The sequence below is a fragment of the Loktanella sp. DSM 29012 genome (genome assembly GCF_900110705.1).
GTDB lineage: Bacteria > Pseudomonadota > Alphaproteobacteria > Rhodobacterales > Rhodobacteraceae > Loktanella > Loktanella gaetbuli.
Window position 1 is genome coordinate 302629 of the sequence record NZ_FOEJ01000001.1, and the last position, 19470, is coordinate 322098.

17 protein-coding genes are annotated in these 19470 nt (G+C 62.1%); 8 read left to right on the forward strand and 9 right to left on the reverse strand.

Going from position 1 to position 19470, the window contains the following annotated elements:
* Window positions 1–40: 40 nt before the first annotated feature.
* The 8 genes from BMX27_RS01520 to BMX27_RS01555 form a co-directional block, all read right to left on the reverse strand.
* Window positions 41–1099 carry a DMT family transporter gene (locus BMX27_RS01520; protein WP_090158152.1) on the reverse strand — a complete coding sequence of 353 codons (1059 nt, stop codon included), beginning with the start codon at window positions 1097–1099 and terminating at the stop codon, window positions 41–43.
* A 198-nt stretch (window positions 1100–1297) separates the two neighbouring features.
* Entirely contained in the window at window positions 1298–2404 is a 1107-nt protein-coding gene (gene leuB, locus BMX27_RS01525; protein ID WP_090158153.1) for a 3-isopropylmalate dehydrogenase, read from the reverse strand.
* A gap of 63 nt (window positions 2405–2467) precedes the next feature.
* Window positions 2468–3472: an endonuclease/exonuclease/phosphatase family protein gene (locus BMX27_RS01530; protein WP_256212354.1), complete on the reverse strand. Its 1005-nt coding sequence runs from the start codon at window positions 3470–3472 to the stop codon at window positions 2468–2470.
* Window positions 3473–3483: 11 nt separating this feature from the next.
* Window positions 3484–4422 carry a hypothetical protein gene (locus tag BMX27_RS01535; protein WP_256212355.1) on the reverse strand — a complete coding sequence of 313 codons (939 nt, stop codon included), beginning with the start codon at window positions 4420–4422 and terminating at the stop codon, window positions 3484–3486.
* 196 nt (window positions 4423–4618) lie between these two features.
* Window positions 4619–5224: a 3-isopropylmalate dehydratase small subunit gene (gene leuD / locus BMX27_RS01540; RefSeq protein ID WP_090158154.1), complete on the reverse strand. Its 606-nt coding sequence runs from the start codon at window positions 5222–5224 to the stop codon at window positions 4619–4621.
* Window positions 5224–6627 carry a 3-isopropylmalate dehydratase large subunit gene (gene leuC, locus BMX27_RS01545; protein WP_056030020.1) on the reverse strand — a complete coding sequence of 468 codons (1404 nt, stop codon included), beginning with the start codon at window positions 6625–6627 and terminating at the stop codon, window positions 5224–5226. The genes leuD and leuC overlap by 1 nt, the downstream gene beginning before the upstream one ends.
* A 233-nt stretch (window positions 6628–6860) precedes the next feature.
* Window positions 6861–8255 (reverse strand): calcium-binding protein, encoded by a 1395-nt coding sequence (locus tag BMX27_RS01550; RefSeq protein ID WP_090158155.1) that lies wholly within the window; start codon window positions 8253–8255, stop codon window positions 6861–6863.
* Window positions 8256–8305: 50 nt separating this feature from the next.
* Window positions 8306–9505 carry a calcium-binding protein gene (locus BMX27_RS01555; protein ID WP_090158156.1) on the reverse strand — a complete coding sequence of 400 codons (1200 nt, stop codon included), beginning with the start codon at window positions 9503–9505 and terminating at the stop codon, window positions 8306–8308.
* 287 nt (window positions 9506–9792) lie between these two features.
* On the opposite strand from BMX27_RS01555, the gene BMX27_RS01560 reads away from it, so the two are divergent.
* The 8 genes from BMX27_RS01560 to BMX27_RS01595 all read left to right on the forward strand — a co-directional run bounded on the left by BMX27_RS01560 (window position 9793) and on the right by BMX27_RS01595 (window position 18492).
* Complete coding sequence (locus tag BMX27_RS01560; RefSeq protein ID WP_090158157.1) at window positions 9793–11154, forward strand: mechanosensitive ion channel family protein; 1362 nt, start codon at window positions 9793–9795, stop codon at window positions 11152–11154.
* A gap of 120 nt (window positions 11155–11274) precedes the next feature.
* The gene (locus BMX27_RS01565; RefSeq protein ID WP_218144639.1) at window positions 11275–12924 is read left to right on the forward strand and encodes a YadA C-terminal domain-containing protein; all 1650 of its coding nucleotides are present in this window, start codon (window positions 11275–11277) and stop codon (window positions 12922–12924) included.
* A gap of 11 nt (window positions 12925–12935) precedes the next feature.
* Window positions 12936–13400: a hypothetical protein gene (locus BMX27_RS01570; protein ID WP_143056770.1), complete on the forward strand. Its 465-nt coding sequence runs from the start codon at window positions 12936–12938 to the stop codon at window positions 13398–13400.
* Between the two features lie 133 nt (window positions 13401–13533).
* Entirely contained in the window at window positions 13534–13941 is a 408-nt protein-coding gene (gene rsfS / locus BMX27_RS01575; RefSeq protein ID WP_090158159.1) for a ribosome silencing factor, read from the forward strand.
* Window positions 13941–14411 (forward strand): 23S rRNA (pseudouridine(1915)-N(3))-methyltransferase RlmH, encoded by a 471-nt coding sequence (gene rlmH / locus BMX27_RS01580; RefSeq protein WP_090158160.1) that lies wholly within the window; start codon window positions 13941–13943, stop codon window positions 14409–14411. The genes rsfS and rlmH overlap by 1 nt, the downstream gene beginning before the upstream one ends.
* An 81-nt stretch (window positions 14412–14492) precedes the next feature.
* On the forward strand, window positions 14493–16013 hold the full coding sequence (gene gpmI, locus BMX27_RS01585) for a 2,3-bisphosphoglycerate-independent phosphoglycerate mutase (protein ID WP_090158161.1): 1521 nt from the start codon (window positions 14493–14495) through the stop codon (window positions 16011–16013).
* Entirely contained in the window at window positions 16013–17125 is a 1113-nt protein-coding gene (locus BMX27_RS01590; RefSeq protein WP_177172620.1) for a murein hydrolase activator EnvC family protein, read from the forward strand. The genes gpmI and BMX27_RS01590 overlap by 1 nt, the downstream gene beginning before the upstream one ends.
* Window positions 17126–17133: 8 nt before the next feature.
* Complete coding sequence (locus BMX27_RS01595) at window positions 17134–18492, forward strand: S41 family peptidase (protein ID WP_090158162.1); 1359 nt, start codon at window positions 17134–17136, stop codon at window positions 18490–18492.
* Window positions 18493–18555: 63 nt separating this feature from the next.
* Here the strand turns inward: BMX27_RS01595 and BMX27_RS01600 are convergent, their stop codons facing one another.
* Window positions 18556–19449: a homocysteine S-methyltransferase family protein gene (locus tag BMX27_RS01600; RefSeq protein WP_090158163.1), complete on the reverse strand. Its 894-nt coding sequence runs from the start codon at window positions 19447–19449 to the stop codon at window positions 18556–18558.
* Window positions 19450–19470: the final 21 nt, after the last annotated feature.

The window sequence follows — 19470 nt, forward strand, 5'->3', positions numbered from 1 at the left end:
CGTGGCGGCGTCGTAAACCCGCCACGGCGGTTTGACAAGACTATTCCGTGTCCTTGCGCCGCGGTTCCGCAACGGGCGGAACACGGCCCGGCAATCCGCGCAGATGGGGTTTGGGCCGGGCCGAAGGTGCATTGGGCGGCACCACCCGCGGGGACTCCTGGTGCGGTTCCATCTCGCGCGGGCGCGGTCGCAGGAATGTGCCCGTCTCGAACCGCAGGCGCATCCGCAGGTTCGGCGTGCCACTGTTGTCGGACCGGCTTTCGCGCAGGACGATATACAGGCCACTGGCAATGATGATCGCCGCACCCAGAACGGTGCCGCCATCCGGCACTTCGTCAAAGAACAGCGCACCGAAAATCGCGGCCCAGATGATCTGGCTATACTGCATGGGGGCGACGATCACGGCCTCGCCTGCCTTGTAGGCCCCGATCACCAGCAGGCCGGCGAAAAAGGCAAAGGCGGATATCACGAACAGCATGCCCATATGTTCGACCGGCATCGGTTTATAGACGAAGCCGAGTGCGGCGCCCATGACGACAAAGTTGCCCGCCATCGGATACAGCATCAGCACGACGGGGCGTTCGTCTGCCCCGATCTTGCGCACGATCAGGCCTGTCAGCGCAGCCCCGAATGCACCCAGCAATGCCGCAGCGTGACCCAGTTCCAGCGTCGTGCTGCCGGGCCGCAGCACCACCATCACACCGGCAAGGCCCACCAGAACCGCCATCCAGCGGCGCAGGCGCACCTGTTCGCCCAGAATCGGAATCGCAAGAATGGTGATCAGTAACGGCGTGGCGAACAGGATCGCATAGACCTGTGCCAGCGGCAGCACGGAAAAGGCGTAGAAGACGCAAAACCCGGTGACGACGGCAGCCGCGGTCCGCAGCGCCATCCAAAAAGGGTGTTTTGGCAAAAGCGTGCCGGGTGTGGCGTCCTGCATCAGCTGAAAGGTCGCCAGCGGGAACGACAAAAGCACCGAAAAGAACACGATCTGGATCGGTGAATAATCCGCGCCAAGGATTTTGATGAAAACATCGTGCGTCGAAAAGATCGCATAGGCTGCCAGCGCCAGCAGCGCGCCTTTTGCATTCGGTGCCATGATAACGTCCTGCCTTGGAATAGCGTCAGTTCGACGGATGCGCGTTGATTTTGCGCGCGTCAAGTCCCGAGGCCGATCCGCGGCAGCCTGTTTTTCGGCTGCTCATTTACGCGCCAGCCGGGGCCGCCTGCGCTGCCACGGGCGCAGAAAAGGATGGCCCCGCTGCAAGAGCGGAGCCATCTGGATCGTTGGTCTGAATTACAGGCTGGCGTCGAGCGCGGCCAGAATCCGGTCACCCATCTGTGTGGTGCTGATGGGCGAACCGCCCTCCGGGCCCAGCAGGTCGGCGGTGCGTGCACCGTCGGCCAGCACGGTCTCGACCGCTGCCTCGAGACGGTCGGCCTCTGCGCCCGCATCAAAGCTGTAGCGCAGCGCCATGGCGAACGACAGGATGCAGGCGATGGGGTTGGCCTTGCCCTGACCTGCGATGTCGGGGGCTGATCCGTGCACCGGTTCGTACAACGCCTTGGGGCGGCCGTTTGCCATGGGCAGACCCAGAGAGGCAGAGGGCAACATGCCCAGCGAACCGGTCAGCATGGCGGCTGCATCGGACAACAGGTCGCCGAACAGGTTGTCGGTGACGATCACGTCGAACTGCTTGGGGTTGCGCACCAGCTGCATGGCACCGTTGTCGGCATACATGTGCGACAGTTCCACGTCGCTGTATTCCTTTTCGTGGACTTCGGTCACGACCTGACGCCACAGCACGCCGGATTCCATCACATTGGCCTTTTCCATCGAACAGACCTTGTTGCCGCGACGGCGGGCCAGTTCGAACGCGGACCGTGCGACGCGGGCGATTTCGGCTTCCGTGTAACGCTGGGTGTTGATGCCGACGCGCTCGTTGCCTTCGGTGTGGATCCCGCGCGGTTCGCCGAAATAGACACCAGAGGTCAGTTCGCGGACGATCATGATGTCGAGACCTGCGACGATATCACGCTTGAGCGACGAGAAATCCGCCAGCGCATCGAAACACTGCGCGGGGCGCAGGTTGGAAAACAGGTCCATTTCCTTGCGCAGGCGCAGCAGGCCGCGTTCGGGCTTCAGGCTGAAATCCAGATCGTCGTATTTCGGCCCGCCGACGGCGCCCAGCAGAACGGCGTCGACCTCTTGGGCGCGGGCCATCGTGTCGTCGTGCAGAGGTGTGCCATGCTTGTCATAGGCGCACCCGCCCACCAGGTCCTCGGACACATCGAACGGCATGTCGCGCTTGTCGCCGTACCAGGTGATGATGCGTTTCACCTCGTCCATGACTTCGGGGCCGATGCCGTCACCGGCGAGGATCAAGAGAGAGGGGTTCGACATGTCAGCGGTCCTTGTGACTAAAGGTTTGCGCGTGGCGTAAACCCAAGGACCGCCGGGATCAAGTCAGCGTGCAATATCGACCCAGACCATCCGGTGCAGTCCGGCGGCCGCGACAGCTTGGGCGAGGGGATCATCACCCGTTGGCCAGACGACGCCGGCACCCGTTACCGACCAGGTCGCGGCGGGCAGAACATAGGACACGCGCAGATTGCCGGGGCCGTCATCTGACCAGTCGGCGGTGTCCAGAGCAGGATCGCCGGCATGGTCGGGGTCAGCCGCCGCCAGCCCACCGGGACTGTCCGGTGCGGCATCGATGATGCGCGGATCGGCCAGAAAGGTCTGCATCGCCGCGCGATACCCGGCCCCGTCAGCGGGGTCGAGGTTGGCATTGCCGATGATGATGAAATCCAGCGGTGCATCGTGATCCAGGATATGGGTCCATAACCGCAACTCGTCCCGGTTGCGCAGGCCGTTGCGATCCTCTGGCCCGTCGAAAACGGGCGGTGTCGCGCTGTAGGCCATCAGTGTCACAAGCCCGCCGGGTGCTGCGATCGGTACGATCCAGTGAGCTGTCGAGGACAGGCGCTGCACGGCCATGATGTCTGCTGACCCCAGCGGCCCCTCGGGCAGCGTCGCCCCCGGCAGGTCGCGCCACAGCATTGCGGACAGGTCCCGCACGTCACCTGTGATGATCGGATAGCGCGACAGAATCGCGAGACCGCTGTCACCCGGAAACCGGCCATAGCCCTGCGCGTCGCGCGCTTCGCCCAACTTGCCGTTCCCATCAAGGTCCAGACCCGTCGGCAGGCCCGTATTGGGTGCCAGTGCAAAGCGATGCGGGTAGTTCAAGCGCTGGGCGAGTGCTGCGAGGGTCAGACCATCGAGGTCATGGTCCACGTCCGTCAGCAGCAGAATATCGGCATCCGTGTCCAGCACGATTGCAGCCACCGCATCAATCTGGGGGTCGTCGCGTCCGAGGTCACGCAGCAACAACCCCGGCCCGTCGCGACCCAAGGGCGCGGCAAAGGTGGCGATGCGCAGAGGTTCTGCCTGGGCAACCGTGGCCACCAGCCACAGGATCAGACCGGCAGCAAACCGTCGGCAGCAGCGGCGGCGTATGCGCGTTTGCGCTGGGCGTGGATCATCTGTGCCACGCGCGACAACGCGATCCCGCGCATCAACAAACTCGAAGGCAAGAATGCCCATGCGGCCACCATCCAGATCAGGGTCTGCGGATCATTCAGCGCGATCGGAGTGGCATAGATCGTGATCAGCTTGCCAATCGCCGGGATCAGGAATGGCAGCAGAAAACCTAAGATAAGGTTAATCTGGCTGTCGCGGTTCAGGCGCACCACGACATCGTCGCCTGCGGTGGGGTCGAACATGGGCAGATTGATCCAGACGTTGAAACTGTCGGTCCGACGCGGCCAGCGTTTGACCCGCAGCATCACAATGAATGTCGCAATCGACAGCAGCGACACGACATAGGCAAGTCCCGCTGCAACGCGCAGCGTTTCCATGACATGGGCGGGTGTGTCGTCGGTCATCATCAGCTGGATCAGGCGCACTGGCGAAAACGGCACGTCCATCGCGTTGCCAACCTGCTGTCCGATGACCTGCAACAGCATTGTCAGCGTGGACGGCGCCTCTTCGCCGCGCATGATCAGCGACAGGGTCAGAACGGTCACGAACAGGGCGGCAAAACGCAGGCGGTTGAACGGGGGGGCGCTGCGGAATTCGATAAAGCTGGGGCTGGCGGAACTGTATTCGACGACCGTGAAAATCGCGGCAAAGATGGCGACGAGGGCGACAACGGCGGAATTGCCGCCTGCAGGCTGCGGTAGAAACAGCGTCGGCGTCGCAATAAGCGCCAACACGCACAAAGCGCGCGCGAACGCCTTTAGCAGGGTCGTGTTCATCGACTGCTCGTCCTTGTTACGGCCAGGGGCGATACGATGCCGACCCTTTGTTCCGTTTTCGTGTCCCGCAAATGTGGCGGGCTGCCTCTTGATTGCCATAATTCTGCCCCTTTCATCCCGGTCGCACAAGCGCCTGAGATATATGAGGAAAGCCGTTGGCCGTTTTGGGGCAGGGGTGGTGCGGCTTTGCAACCCTTTTGTGGCGCTCATGCGTCAGCCTTGGGTGTGACCACAAAATGATGGGGCCAGCTCGCGCCAGCCCCATACAGACAGTTTTACTCAATCAGTGTTGTTTTCAGACCCAAGGGCGCGACGTGGCGGCCTGTTCCTCGAACGCCTTGATGGATGCGGCCTTTTCCATCGTCAGACCGATGTCATCCAGACCGTTCATCAGGCAGTGCTTCTTGAAGCTGTCGACCTCGAAGGTGAACACATCGCCGTCGGACGACGTGATTGTCTGCGCTTCCAGATCGATTTCGATCCGGGCGTTCGACCCTTTTTCGGCGTCTTTCATCAACACGTCGACCTGTTCCTGTGGCAGCACCACGGGCAGGATGCCGTTCTTGAAGCAGTTGTTGTAAAAGATATCGGCGTAGCTGGGCGCGATGACGCAGCGGATGCCGAAATCCTTGATCGCCCAAGGTGCGTGTTCACGCGACGACCCACAGCCAAAGTTGTCGCCTGCCACCAGAATTTCGGCGTTGCGATACTGCGGTTTGTTCAGCACGAAATCGGGGATTTCGTCGCCGTTGTCGTCATAGCGCATCTCGTCGAACAGGTTCACGCCGAGACCCGACCGCTTGATGGTCTTGAGGAACTGTTTGGGGATGATCATGTCGGTGTCGATGTTCACCAATGGCATGGGTGCCGCGATCCCGCTGAGTTTGTCGAACTTGTCCATTACATCATCTCCCGAACGTCGGTCAGTTTGCCAGTGATCGCGGCGGCGGCGGCCATGGCGGGCGACATCAGGTGCGTGCGTCCGCCGCGACCCTGCCGTCCCTCAAAGTTGCGGTTGGAGGTTGCCGCACAACGTTCGCCCGGCGCCAGCTGGTCCGGGTTCATCGCAAGGCACATGGAACATCCGGCCAGACGCCACTCGAAACCGGCCTCCTTGAAGATATCGGCAAGACCTTCTTCTTCGGCCTGCGCGCGGACCAGACCCGATCCGGGCACGACCATGGCGCGTTTCACGGCAATTTTCTTGCCCTTGAGGATCGCGGCAGCGGCACGCAGGTCCTCGATCCGGCCGTTGGTGCAGGACCCGATGAACACGGTGTCGATGGCGATATCGGACAGTGGTGTACCGGGCGTCAGGCCCATGTAGTCCAGCGATCGCTGCGCAGCACCCACCTTGCCGCCGTTAAAATCCGATGCGGCGGGCACGTTTGCGGTGATCGGCAGCACGTCCTCGGGCGATGTGCCCCAGGTCACAGATGGTGCGATGTCCTCACCCTTGAGTGTCACGACCTTGTCCCAATGGGCATCGTCGTCGGAATACAGGGTTTTCCACCACGCCAGCGCGGCTTCCCACTGTGCGCCCTTGGGGGCATGCGGGCGGCCTTCACAATATGCGAACGTCTTTTCATCGGGTGCGATCAGACCAGCGCGCGCGCCGCCTTCGATCGCCATGTTGCAGACGGTCATCCGGCCTTCCATCGACAGGTCGCGGATCGCCTCGCCACAGTATTCGATGACATAGCCCGTGCCGCCGGCGGTGCCCGTGACACCGATGACGGACATCGTGATATCCTTTGCCGTGACACCGGGGCGCAGCTTGCCGGTGATTTCGACCTTCATGTTCTTGGATTTCTTCTGGATCAGCGTCTGGGTCGCCAGCACGTGTTCGACCTCGGACGTGCCGATGCCGTGGGCCAGCGCGCCGAATGCGCCGTGGGTGGCGGTATGGCTGTCACCGCAAACGACGGTCATGCCGGGCAGGGTCCAGCCCTGTTCGGGGCCCACGATGTGCACGATTCCCTGCCGCACGTCGGACACGGGGTAGTAGTGAATGCCGAAATCCTTGGCGTTCTTGTCCAGTGCGGCGACCTGGATACGGCTGTCCTCGGTCATCGTTTCGGCGTTGGCGCGGTCCAGCGTGGTCGGCACGTTGTGATCGGGCACCGCGATGGTCTTGTCGGGGGCATGCACGGTGCGGCCGGTCATGCGCAGACCTTCGAACGCCTGCGGGCTGGTCACTTCGTGAACGAGGTGACGGTCGATATAAAGAAGGCAGGTGCCGTCGTCGGCTTCATGCGCGAGGTGCGCATCCCAGATTTTATCGTAGAGGGTCTTGGGGGACATTGGTCCACTCCCATGTGATTGGCTGTTGGAAGAGATCGGTCTGACGGGCGTCACGCGACGCCGCGCGCATCATAGATGTGCGAGGATCGTCCGGTTCGCGCCGAAAAACCGCCAAGGCAGCCGGGCGCGATCATCCATGTCGAAAAACCTGTTCATGCGGGGCGAGATATACCTCGCCCCGCTTTGTAGCAAGAGGGAAGGCGGGTGCGCGGCTGTTCGCGGCACCCTCATTTTCAGGTTACCAGCGCGGGATCGCTGACCAGGGCGGTAAAATTGTCCTCGGTCAGGTCGGCGGCTGTGACGTTGTTCAGGCGCACGACGATATCGCCGTTCACCGCACCTTCGGGTGCTGGTTCCACGAAACGCACGAGGGTGTAGCGTCCGGTTTCGTCGATAACCTCTTCGAGTGACACCATCACCTCGGTTCCCAGACTGTCCTCGGGGGCATCCTCGACCAGCAGAAGCATGCTGATCTGGTCGGTTTCGGGGTCAAAGTCGGTGATCGTGGCGTTGGCCGCGATATCGACCCGGTCGGCACCATCGCCCAGCGTGATCTGGTCGGTTCCGTCAAGATCGTAGGCGGTGATCAGGTCATTTCCCGCCCCGCCAAACAGATCGTCGCTGCCGGCGCCACCAGACAGCACGTCGTCGCCCGCGCCACCAAAGAGCCGATCATCCCCGGCACCGCCGTTGATGATGTCATCGCCCGCGCCGCCATACAGCAGGTCGTCACCGGCACCACCGCTGTTGGTGTCGTTCCCGTCGCCGCCGCTGACATCGTCGTTTCCGTCACCGCCGTCGAGGTCGTCATCGCCGTCATTGCCGCCGATCTTGTCGTTGCCAGCCCCGCCGTCAATCGCGTCGTTTCCGTCACCACCGAACAGGATGTCGTCGGATTGTCCCGCGCTGATGGCATCATCACCGTCACCGCCAAACACGCGGAACGGTCCGGTATCGGCATTATCCGCAATCGCTACGGTATCGTCGCCCTCGTTGCCGAGGATCAGGCCGCTCCCGCCGGTCGCGTTGATCGTATCGTCGCCCAGACCGCCAAAGGCACGGTTCATACCCGCGACCAGGTTGATTTCGTCGTCACCTGTGCCGCCGCTTAGCGTGTCGTCGCCCGCACCATCGAACAGGACGTCGTTGCCCGCGCCGCCAAAGACCTGATCGTCGCCTGTGCCGCCGCCGATCAGATCGTCGCCGAATCCGCCGTCGACAATATCATTGCCAGCATCGCCACGAATTTCGTCATTGCCCAGACGCCCGCGCAGGATGTCGTCGCCGTCACCGCCGCGCAGCGTGTCGTCGCCGTCGTCACCGATCAGCGTATCGTTACCGCCGGCACCATTCACGGAATCGTTGCCAGTCAGGGCGCTGTAGCGATTGTCGTTATCGTCGAGGGTCAGAACGTCGTCACCATCGGTCCCCAGCTGAAGGGGTGCGATCGGCGGATCGGTGGGGTCCGGTGTCTCGGGTTCCGGTTGCGGTTCCGCCACCTCGGTCACGCCAAGGGTCAGACCATCGTCCGCCGGCGGGTTATCGCTTTCGTCGTCATCGTCATTGTCATTGGTCAGCGCGTAGATCAGGCCGATCCCCAACAGGGCCGGTATAAGAAAAAGTTCCATCAGATCATCCCCCACGGATTGGTTGCATCGTTAAAGGCGGCAGCAGACCGCTAGGCGTCGAAATCCGGCAAAGTTGGCCTGAAAGTCGCGTCAAGCGTTGCCGTGCGATCCGCCGATCTGAGCAGCGACAGTGTCACACTATCACGCCGCAGATCGTCCGGGTCGACATTTTTCAAGATCACGACCTGTTCTTCGTTCTGGACCAGACCCGATTGGCCCTCTGGCACGGAAAGGCTGATCTGTGTATCCGCGCCGACGCCCCGGATCATCAATGTCGGTGTCAGCGTCGTGTCAGGGTCCAGCCCGTCGGGGAGTTCGACCTGAAAATCGACGGTCTCTGTCGCAGGATCAAAGTCAAAGATCGTTGTCTTGCCTGTCGTCGTCGCGACAAAGCTGTCGGTCCCCTGATTGCCCGTCAGAAAGGCGTCGCCATCCGCGCTGATCAGGGTGTCGTCGCCAAATCCACCGTTCAGCCGTGATACAGCCTTGCCCGCGTCGGCACCTTCGGGTTCATAAGTGCCTAGGGTATCATCGCCGGTGCCGCCAAACAGGCTGTCGCCGATGCCCGACATCACGTCGTTCCCGGCCCCGCCGTCCATGCGCGTGCCGTCCGGGGAAGCAAATTCGTTGATGGCGACCATGACATCGTCACCGTCATCGCCTGACAGCACGCCAGCCTCACCCTGATAGACAATTATGTCGTCGCCGTCGCCGCCGAACACTGTATCTGGATTACGGCCCGAGGCGATGAGGTCGTCACCCGCGCCACCGTAGATGATATCGAACCCCTGTTCGTCGATGATGATGTCGTCGCCGTCGCCACCATCGGTCTCGTCACGACCGACGCCCGGCAAGATGAGGTCGTCGCCCGCGCCACCGTCGATATCGTCCGAACCCGATCCACCGACGAGAAGGTCGCGACCTGCGCCGCCACGCAGCAAGTCATCACCTGCGGCCCCGTTCAGAATGTCCGACCCTGCACCGCCGATCAGAACATCGTTGCCGCGAAATGCCTCGATCTGGTCATCACCATCCGCGCCGGTCAGCGTGTCATCGCCGACTGTCCCGGTGAGGGTCTGATCTGCATCGGGCGATGATACGGGTGTCGGCGCAGACGGCTCGGACACTTCTGTCTGGCCCAGCGTCAGACCCTCGTCGTTTGCAAGATCATCGTCGGAATCATCATCGTCCGTCGTGAATGCGTACAGCAGACCGATCCCCAGCAAAGCTGGCAAGACGAACAGTTCCATCGTCAATCCTTTGACAAGAGACGCATTGTTTCCGAAATGAATACAATATAAAAATCAATGCGTTATAATTGTGGCAACATGACCTTTGTCGAATGTTGCCGTGGAGTCAATGCCGACAATGTAGGGCATTTGTCCCCTCCATTGCGCGAATGGATAAGTGGCCTCTCCCTTTGGCGGTGCGGCGTTGCAATGCGACCTTCCCGCCGTTGTCTTGGACGCCGGTCATTCGCATGCTAGCCTTGCCTTGGTCGCATGGGACACCGGTCGCGATCTGTTGGGGGAAAGTTATGGCCGTTCACGATGACCTGTTGCTGGCAGCAGAGACCCCTGAAACCCCGATCGCGGAAATCGTCGGCGTCGGTCACGATCTGATCCAGCAGGCCGAGGTGTTCATATCGTCGCTGTGGCGTCCGTGGATCCTGTATCAAATCCTGATTTTCGTCGGGATTTTCCTGGCCGCGCATATGGTGCGGCACATCTTTGCGCCGCGTCTGCGCAACTGGATCAAGGAACGCGAAGACTGGCCGATGTGGCGCATCCGCTGGATGCTGGTCGTGCACCGACGTCTGCGGGGCATCGCATTTGTCGTGATTATCTGGCTGGTGATCTTCGTCATGCAAGAGGTGACGTGGAACAGCCGCAGCTATCTGTTGCAGATCATCGGCAATCTGGCGCTGGCATGGCTGCTGGTTGCCCTGACGACCCGCTTGATCGGCAATCCCTTTATGCGTGGTGTGGCCCGCTATACCCTGTGGGCCTGGATCACACTGCGGATTCTGGGGCTGACGGATGAATTTTCGGCGCTGCTGGACAGCGCGGCATTTCACATCGGCGAGGTCCGGTTTTCGCTGCTGCAACTGGTGCAGGCTATCCTGGTCATCGGTGTGCTGTGGATCGGTGCGCGGTTCTTGTCCCGCACCGCCACGGGACGCATCCGGGGGAACAACGACATCAGCCCGTCCATGCAGGTGCTGGCGGTCAAGGCGATGCAGATCGCGCTGTACAGTGCTGCAGTGTTCATCGGCCTGCGAACCATCGGGATCGACCTGACCGGGCTTGCGGTCCTGTCCGGTGCCATCGGTGTGGGTCTGGGTTTCGGCCTGCAAAAGGTGGTGTCGAACCTCGTGTCCGGCGTCATCATCCTGTTGGACAAGTCGATCAAGCCCGGCGACGTCATCAGTCTGGGCGATACCTTTGGCTGGATCAATTCGCTGGGCGCGCGATACGTCAGCATCACCACACGCGACGGCAAGGAATACCTGATCCCGAACGAGGACCTGATCACCGGTCAGGTGGTGAACTGGTCCCATTCGAACGAATTCGTGCGTCTGGATATCTATTTCGGCACGGCCTACAGCGACAATCCCCACGATGTCCGACGGATCGCCATTGCAGCGGCGCAAAGCGTGGATCGCGTTCTGTCCTCGCGCCCGACGGTCTGCCATATCGTCGGGTTCGGCGACAGTTCCGTTGACTACATCCTGCGGTTCTGGATTTCGGACCCCACCGGCGGTCTGACCAACATCCGCGGAAACGTCTATCTGGCGTTGTGGGACGCCTTTGCCGAAAACGGCATTTCGATCCCCTTCCCGCAGCGAGAGGTCAAGGTTCTGGACGATTCTGTCCTTTCGACGCGCCAAATAGACTGAAAGTGTCTGAAACGCGCGAAGATAAACAATCTCGTGAAGAATTTGCATGCGTTTTCTCTGGCCTCGCGTCAGCGTTGCTTTACCTTGGGGTAAGTAATGATTGCATAGGGATTAGGTAAAATGACGATTTCCAGAAAAACGATGTGGACGGGGGTCGCAACCGCGGCGCTGCTGGCGGGTGCGCAAGGTGTTGCAGCACAGGCCTACGGCGATGGTGGCGGTATCGCAGTAGGGACCGATTCTGTCGCGCTTGGCCCGAATGCCATCGCACTTGGGACCAATTCTGTTTCTGTCGGCAGCATCGCATCCAACGGCGGTGAAGGTGCCACTGCGGTTGGTTCCAATGCTGTCGCGTTTGATGCCGACAATACCGCCGTGGGCTATTTTGCGAATACGTCGGGCCAAGGTGCCGTCGCAGTCGGTGGGCAGAACAATTCTGGCGATGGGATCGGTGCTTCTGCGCAGGGTATCGATGCGGTCGCAGTTGGTGCAGGTTCTGCAGCAACCGGAAATTCGACGACTGCCATCGGCGGTGAATCGGTGGCGACGGGTGCCGGCACGACCGCCATCGGCTGGCAGTCAGCAGCCACAGGAGAGCGTGCGCAGGCCTTTGGCCACCTTGCGACCGCGCAGGGTGAACGCTCTTTGGCCATCGGTGAAAACGCCGACGCCCAGAGCGATTTCGCGACGGCAATCGGAAACGAGACGACAGCGACCGGGATCGACGCCTTGGCCATCGGTGACAGTGCTGCGGCGGACGGCAATTCCACCACGGCGGTTGGTGGCGAATCCGTGGCGACCGGCCCGGGCACGACGGCGATCGGCTGGCAATCCAGCGCAACGGGGACACGGGCGCAGGCCTTTGGTCATCTGGCCGATGCGACGGGTGCATTTTCCACGGCCGTGGGCGAGGATGCGGACGCGCCGGGCGATGGCGGCATCGCGATCGGTTACCAATCGCGCGCGAACGGTGTCGATTCCATCGCCATCGGCAGCGACGATGCGGGCGGCACCGCGACCACGGCAACCGGCAATTCCACGACAGCAATCGGTGGCGAGGCAACGGCGAACGGTGATGGTGCAACGGCAATCGGCTGGCAGGCCGCGGCAACCGCGGAACGTGCGCAGGCCTTTGGTCATCTGGCGCAGGCCAGTGGCGTGCGATCCACCGCCGTGGGTGAGGCCGCGAATGCATCCGGTGCGACCGCGCTTGCCTTTGGCAACCGGTCGACCGCATCCGGTGACAACTCCATCGCCATTGGCAACGGTGCCACCGCAACCCGTGCGAACCAGGCCGTGATCGGCACGAATGTGCATACCTACACGCTGCCCGGCATCGCATCCGAGGCAAGCCGGGACGCCCAGAGCGGCAAGCTGCGGCTGGTCACGTCGGACGAGAATGGCAATCTTGCCACGATCGAATCCGATATCATCGGCCAGATCAACGGTGCCTTTGGTGCCACGAGCCAGCGCCTGAATGACCTGGAGGGTGGTGTCGTCGCCAACAGCGCGGCCATTGCGCAGAACCGCAATGACATCCTGACCAACCGGGACGGCATCGCGATGGCGATGGCGCTGAACACGCCTTATGTCGATCCGAACGCGACCTACGCCGTTTCGGGCGGTCTGGGTTTCTTTGACGGGGCGCAGGCCTTTGCCATGTCGGGGGCCTACCGCGTGGATGCGCGCACGCAACTTGACGCTGGCGTGACCTACGGCTTCGACCAGAGCAAGGTCGGCGGCCGCGTGGGTGTGACATACTCGTGGTAATCACGCGCCTGATGCAAAAAGATGTGACGCCGTGGCTATTTGCTGCGGCGTTCGCCGTTTCGGTAGCGGTGGCCCCCAGCGCCGCACAGGCGCAGGATGTCGAGCAAAGCTTTGCCGTGGCGTTGGTGCGCGATGCGCTCACTGCGGTCGCGCAGGCGAACGCGACGGGCAATTATACCGTCCTGCGTGACTACGGGTCGGCGCAATTCCGGTCGGAGAATGACGCCACCGACCTTGCCATGGCGTTTGCCCGTCTGCGCAGCGAACGGCTGAACCTGCTTCAGGCGCTGGTCGTGGACCCCGTCCTGCAACGCGCCACAAGTGCGCTGAACAACAGTGCCATGCGGCTGACAGGTTATATTCCGGTGGACGACCGGGCCATTTCGTTCGACATGGAATTCGTGAAAGAGGGCGGCACCTGGCGTATCTTTGCGCTGCGGGTCGGGGAATACACCGCACCGGCTGCACAGGACTAGGCTGGCGGATGGGCGACACCCTGCCGTCCGCGTCAACCACGGTCGTTGAATTTTTACACGGCCGGGTCTAGATTGATCGCACGCCAAGTACCGGGGCGGTTGAAACCGGTGCCATTCTTCGGAGGACGATGAACTGTCTTTATCCACCCCGGCAGCACACACTGCCACCCGCGAGGAACGCACTGTGACCGGTGCAACCTACAACGCTGACCAACTGCTTGACGCAATCCTGACATCGCTGGACGACGACAAAGCCGAGGAGGTTGTGAAAATCAACCTGCGCGGCAAGTCCGAAATGGGTGACTGGATGGTCATCGCCAACGGTCGGTCCACCCGTCAGGTGTCTGCCATGGCAGAAAAACTGGTCGCCCGCATGAAGGAAAAATTCGGCGTGCTGTCCAAGGTCGAAGGCAAGGATGTCGGCGACTGGGTCCTGATCGATACCGGTGATGTCATCGTTCACATCTTTCGCCCCGAAGTGCGCGAATTTTACCAGCTCGAAAAGATGTGGATGCCCGGCGCGGACACCGCCGCCGTCTGATGAAGCTGACCGTTTGCGCGGTCGGCCGCCTTGTGTCCCGTTCCGAGGAACGGGCACTGACGGACGATTACATGTCCCGCTTCACCCCCGCCGCGCGCCGGCTGGGGTGGGGACCCCTTACCGAAATCGAGGTCGAGGACCGCAAATCGCTTGGCATGAGTGCCGAGGCGGAATTGTTGCGCCGCGCCATTCCCAAAGGGGCGGTCATCATCGCGCTGGACGAGCGCGGCAAGCCGATGACATCGCCGGATTTTGCCGAACGGCTGCGCAATTACGGCGATCAGGGGCGCGACGTGGCCTTTGTCATCGGGGGGGCGGATGGCATCGACCCCGGCCTGCGGGCAGAGGCCGACATGCTGCTGTCGTTCGGGTCGATGGTCTGGCCGCACAAGCTGGTGCGGGTCATGCTGGCCGAACAGATCTACCGCGCCGCGACCATCCTCACCGGCTCGCCATACCACCGCGCCTAGGTTAAACCGCAGCTGATGCGACGCGGGGCATTTTCCCTCGCCGTCGGTTACGTTACGTCCTTGTGCAAAAGGAGACCCGCGATGACCCGATCCGTGCCGAAACCCGTAGTGCTGTGCATCCTTGATGGCTGGGGCGACCGCGACGCACGCGAAGGCAATGCGCCCGCGCTTGCCAATACCCCGCATTTTGATCGCATCAGTGCCACCTGTCCGCGTGCGCAACTGACGACCCATGGCCCGGATGTGGGTCTGCCCAGCGGCCAGATGGGCAATTCAGAGGTGGGTCACACCAATATCGGTGCGGGCCGCGTGGTGGCGATGGATCTGGGGCAGATCGATTTGTCGATCGAGGACGGCAGCTATCCCACGCAGGACGCGCTGCGCAGCTTTATCGCGACATTGCAGGACAGCGGCGGACGTGCGCACCTGATGGGTGTGGTGTCGAATGGCGGTGTGCATGGTCACATCGCGCATCTGATCGAAACGGTGCGGGTTTTGCACGACGCAGGTGTCCCCGTCGTCGTTCACGCGATCACCGACGGGCGGGACGTCGCCCCAAAATCCGGCGCGGATTTCATGGCGCACCTGCTGGATGCGGTCCCCACCGGCACCCGGATCGGGACCGTCATCGGTCGCTATTATGCCATGGACCGCGACAATCGTTGGGAAAGGGTCGAAACCGCCTATGACGCCATGGTGCGCGGACGCGGTGCAACGGCTGAAAATCCGACGGATGCCGTGGCACAGGCCTATGCTGCCGGACAGACCGATGAATTCGTTCCTGCCACCGTCATCGGGGATTATGCAGGCTTTGAACAGCGCGACGGTCTGTTTTGCCTAAATTTCCGGTCAGACCGCGCGCGTGAAATCCTCGAGGCAATCGGCAATCCCGATTTCGACGGCTTCACGCGCGATCTGCCGGAACTGGCAGCGCGGCTGGGCATGGTCGAATATTCGGACCGCCACGTGGCGTGGTATGACGCCGTGTTTCCGAAACGCGATATCGTCAACACCCTGGGGGCCTGGGTGGCACAGCACGGGCTGACCCAGTTCCGGCTGGCCGAGACCGAGAAATATCCGCATGTCACCTTCTTTCTCAATGGCGGCAAGGAAGAGCCGGAGACAGGCGAGGACCGTTTCATGCCGAAATCGCCCAAGGTCGCGACCTATGATCTGCAACCCGAAATGTCCTCGGCCGAGGTGACAGAGGCTTTTGTCGGTGCCATCGAAAAGAGATACGACCTGATCGTCACCAACTACGCCAACCCCGACATGGTGGGGCATACGGGCGATCTGGATGCTGCAATCGCGGCCTGCGAATCCGTTGACCGCGGGCTGGGTCAGGTGCTCGCGGCACTGGATCGCGCCGGTGGTGTGATGATCGTCTGCGCCGACCACGGCAATTGCGAAACCATGGTCGATCCCGAAACGGGCGGGCCGCATACGGCGCACACCATCAATCCGGTGCCGGTCATCATGGTGGGCGGTCCGTCCGGAACGACGCTGCACGATGGCAAGCTGGCGGATCTGGCCCCCACGTTGCTGGCGCTGATGGGACTGGAACAGCCACCCCAGATGACCGGCCGGTCGTTGATCGACTGATGCGTTGGCTGGCGCTGATCCTGCTGCTGGTGGGCAGCCCTCTGGCGGCGCAAACCCCTGCCGACGCGGCAGCACAGGCCGCCGATCGCCTGACGGCAGCACGCGCCCAGCTCGAGGCGGCGACAACCGCACGCAATCAGGTCAGTGCATTGACCGAAACCGTGCAATCCTACGAAGATGGCCTGGTCGCCTTGCGTGATGGCCTGCGCCGTGTCGCGATCCGGGTGGATACGCTGCAAACGCAGCTGGACAGCCGCAGCGTCGAGATCAGTCGCCTGCTGGGTGTGCTCGCGTCGATCGGTGATGCGCCGGCACCGCTGCTGCTGTTGCATCCCACCGGGGCGCTGGGCACGGCACGCGCCGGCATGATGGTCGCGGACGTGACGCCAGCGTTGCAAATCCGGGTCGAGGAGCTGCGCCTGCAACTGGAGGAACTGGCGCTGTTGCAGGCCTTGCAGGAAACTGCGCTCGATACGCTGGCCAGCGGGCTGGAAGGGGCGCAGGCAGCCCGTGCCGCATTGTCAGAGGCCATATCAGACCGGACCGATTTGCCACGGCGGTTCACCGACGACCCGATTCAGACGGCCCTACTGATCGCCAGCACGGATACGCTGGACAGTTTCGCCGACGGTTTGGCGCAGACATTCGACACCGGCGACGCGGCCCCTGTCGTGCAGCCCGACGGCAGTCTGACCCTGCCGGTGCGCGGCACGCTGCTGCGTGGGTTCAACGCGCCCGATGCAGCCGGGATCAGCCGCCCCGGTGTGATCCTGGCCGCCCGCCCCCGTGCGCTGGTCACCACACCGCTTGCTGCGACGGTGCTGTTCCGGGGGCCGCTGCTGGACTACGGCAATGTCGTGATTCTGGAGCCGGCACAGGACGTGATGTTCGTGATCGGGGGCCTGGCCGAGGTTTACACGCAGGTGGGCGAAATCCTGCCAGCCGGCGCGCCTATTGGGCTGTTGGGCGGCGATGCACCCGCGATTGACGACATTTTGAATGAAACGGACCGGTCCGGCGGACCTGCGGCCTCTGAGACCCTTTATCTCGAAGTCAGAGACGGGCAAAGTCCGGTGAACCCCGCGACATGGTTCGCGCTGGACCGAGGATAGGACACGCTATGAAAAAGTTGATGATGGCAGCGATGGGCGGCACCTTGGTGGGGCTTGTGGCGACGACACAGTTTGCGGGTCCCGTGCTCGCGCAGACATCCAGCAGCGATGGCAGCATCTATCAGCAGCTGGACCTGTTCGGTGATATCTTTGAACGCATCCGGCAGGGTTATGTCGAAGATGTTGACGACAAGGCGCTGATCGAGGCCGCGATCAACGGCATGCTGACCTCGCTGGACCCGCATTCGTCCTATCTGTCCGAGGATGATGCGTCCGACATGCGGGTGCAGACCCGTGGGGAATTTGGCGGTCTGGGCCTTGAGGTCACGCAAGAAGAGGGCTGGGTCAAGGTTGTATCGCCGATGGACGGCACACCGGCCGATGCGGCCGGCATGCAGGCGGGCGATTACATCACGACAGTCGATGGCGAAAGTCTGCTGGGACTGACCCTGGACGAGGCGCTGGAACTGCTGCGCGGTCCCGTCGGGTCCGAAGTCATCATCACCGTGGTCCGCGAGGACGAACCCGAACCCTTTGACGTGTCCATCATCCGCGACACGATCAAACTGACCGCCGTGCGCGCCCGCACCGAAGGCAAGGCCGTCGTTCTGCGCATCACGACGTTCAACAACCAGACCTATCCCAACCTCGAAGAGGGACTGGCCGAACAGATCGAGGCCGCAGGCGGGATCGAGAATGTTGATGGCGTGGTGCTGGACCTGCGCAACAATCCCGGCGGCCTGCTGAATCAGGCCGTGTTCGTGTCGGATGCATTTCTCAATGCGGGTGAAATCGTGTCTACCCGCGGTCGTAGTCTGGCTGACAGTGACAGGTTCAACGCCACGGAGGGTGATCTGGCCGAAGGCCTGCCGATCGTCGTGCTGATTAACGGCGGGTCCGCCAGCGCATCGGAAATCGTGGCCGGTGCGTTGCAGGATCACCGCCGTGCGATCGTCGTAGGCACCAAAAGCTTTGGCAAAGGGTCGGTGCAGACCGTTGTGCCGTTGCAGGGGAACGGTGCCATGCGTCTGACGACGTCGCGCTACTACACGCCGTCGGGTCGGTCGATCCAGGCGCTGGGCATCTCGCCTGATATCATCGTGGAACAGCCACGTCGCGCTGCCGTGGAACCCGAAACCGAAGAAAGCGATCTGCCGCAGCGGACCGAGGCGGGTCTGCGCGGCTCCCTTGATAACGACAGCCTGACTGATGACGAGATCAAACAGATCGAGGCTGATCGCGACCGTGCAGAGGCTGCGGCGCAGCTGCGCGAAGAGGATTATCAGCTCGCTTACGCGATTGATATTCTCAAGGGTTTGAACGCCCTGGGTGGCGAAGAGGTCGGGATGATCTCTCAGGACCAATAGACAGATTTTTCGCGAAAATTTGGAAAAATGCGTGGCCGCCCCGATGGGCGGCCACTTTTGCATTCAGACGATGGTGTGACCTGCGTCGCGGATCGCATCGGCCAGCGCGGCGATATGGGCCGGGCCGACCTCGCAACACCCGCCGACAATCGTGGCGCCTGCCGCGATCCAGCGCATCGCGTGATCGGCATAGGCCTGGGGCGACAGGTCGCGGCTGGACAGCGCATCGACTGTCGGTTTGTCCTCGAGAAAGGCCGATGTGATCTTTTCAAACCCGTTGGCATAGGCCCCGAAAGGAAGCGTCCCATTTGCGAGGACGGCGATGGATTGGTGGATCGCCTCGGGCGCAGAGCAATTGATCAACAATGCCTCGGCACCGCCCGCCACGGCGATGGGCAGAATATCGGCGACAGGTTCGCCTGACCGCAGTTTGGTCCCGTCGCGGTCATCGACGGTGATTGCCATCCAGACCGGCAGGCCCGCAACGGCAGCCCCGGCGAGAACGGATTGCGCATGATCAAGTGATGCAACGGTTTCGCACAGGATCAGGTCGCAGTCCGCGCTGATCTGGCGTGCCACTTCCGCATACAGCGGAATGGCTTTGTCCGGCAGCGGATGAATGTCCGGGCGATAGCTGGCGATCAGCGGTCCGATCGATCCCGCAATGCGGCCTGATCCATGCGCCTTTCGCGCGGCTTTTGCCTCGGCCAGTGCATTTTGCAACAGCTCGGTGAACTTGCCTTCATGGGCGGTGCCGTCCAGCCTGTCATGGTGGATGGCATATGTGTTTGCGGTGGCGATGGTCGCCCCGGCTGCAAAATAGTCAGCGTGGACCTGCTGCACGAGTCCGGGGTGATTCAGCATCACCTCTGTTCCCCAGAGGGGTGTCGGTTTTTCGGGGGCGCGGTGGGTCAGTTCCTGGCCCATTCCGCCGTCCAGTAGAACGATGTCGGTCATCTGTGAACTCCGTCGATGCAA

Excerpts from the sequence above, each read along its gene's own strand:
- BMX27_RS01520 (WP_090158152.1), bottom strand. The coding sequence starts at position 1,099 with ATGGCACCGAATGCAAAAGGCGCGCTGCTGGCGCTGGCAGCCTATGCG.
- leuB (WP_090158153.1), bottom strand. The coding sequence starts at position 2,404 with ATGTCGAACCCCTCTCTCTTGATCCTCGCCGGTGACGGCATCGGCCCC.
- BMX27_RS01535 (WP_256212355.1), bottom strand. The coding sequence starts at position 4,422 with ATGGCAATCAAGAGGCAGCCCGCCACATTTGCGGGACACGAAAACGGA.
- leuD (WP_090158154.1), bottom strand. The coding sequence starts at position 5,224 with ATGGACAAGTTCGACAAACTCAGCGGGATCGCGGCACCCATGCCATTG.
- leuC (WP_056030020.1), bottom strand. The coding sequence starts at position 6,627 with ATGTCCCCCAAGACCCTCTACGATAAAATCTGGGATGCGCACCTCGCG.
- BMX27_RS01550 (WP_090158155.1), bottom strand. The coding sequence starts at position 8,255 with ATGGAACTTTTTCTTATACCGGCCCTGTTGGGGATCGGCCTGATCTAC.
- BMX27_RS01555 (WP_090158156.1), bottom strand. The coding sequence starts at position 9,505 with ATGGAACTGTTCGTCTTGCCAGCTTTGCTGGGGATCGGTCTGCTGTAC.
- BMX27_RS01560 (WP_090158157.1), top strand. The coding sequence starts at position 9,793 with ATGGCCGTTCACGATGACCTGTTGCTGGCAGCAGAGACCCCTGAAACC.
- BMX27_RS01565 (WP_218144639.1), top strand. The coding sequence starts at position 11,275 with ATGACGATTTCCAGAAAAACGATGTGGACGGGGGTCGCAACCGCGGCG.
- BMX27_RS01570 (WP_143056770.1), top strand. The coding sequence starts at position 12,936 with ATGCAAAAAGATGTGACGCCGTGGCTATTTGCTGCGGCGTTCGCCGTT.
- rlmH (WP_090158160.1), top strand. The coding sequence starts at position 13,941 with ATGAAGCTGACCGTTTGCGCGGTCGGCCGCCTTGTGTCCCGTTCCGAG.
- gpmI (WP_090158161.1), top strand. The coding sequence starts at position 14,493 with ATGACCCGATCCGTGCCGAAACCCGTAGTGCTGTGCATCCTTGATGGC.
- BMX27_RS01590 (WP_177172620.1), top strand. The coding sequence starts at position 16,013 with ATGCGTTGGCTGGCGCTGATCCTGCTGCTGGTGGGCAGCCCTCTGGCG.
- BMX27_RS01595 (WP_090158162.1), top strand. The coding sequence starts at position 17,134 with ATGAAAAAGTTGATGATGGCAGCGATGGGCGGCACCTTGGTGGGGCTT.
- BMX27_RS01600 (WP_090158163.1), bottom strand. The coding sequence starts at position 19,449 with ATGACCGACATCGTTCTACTGGACGGCGGAATGGGCCAGGAACTGACC.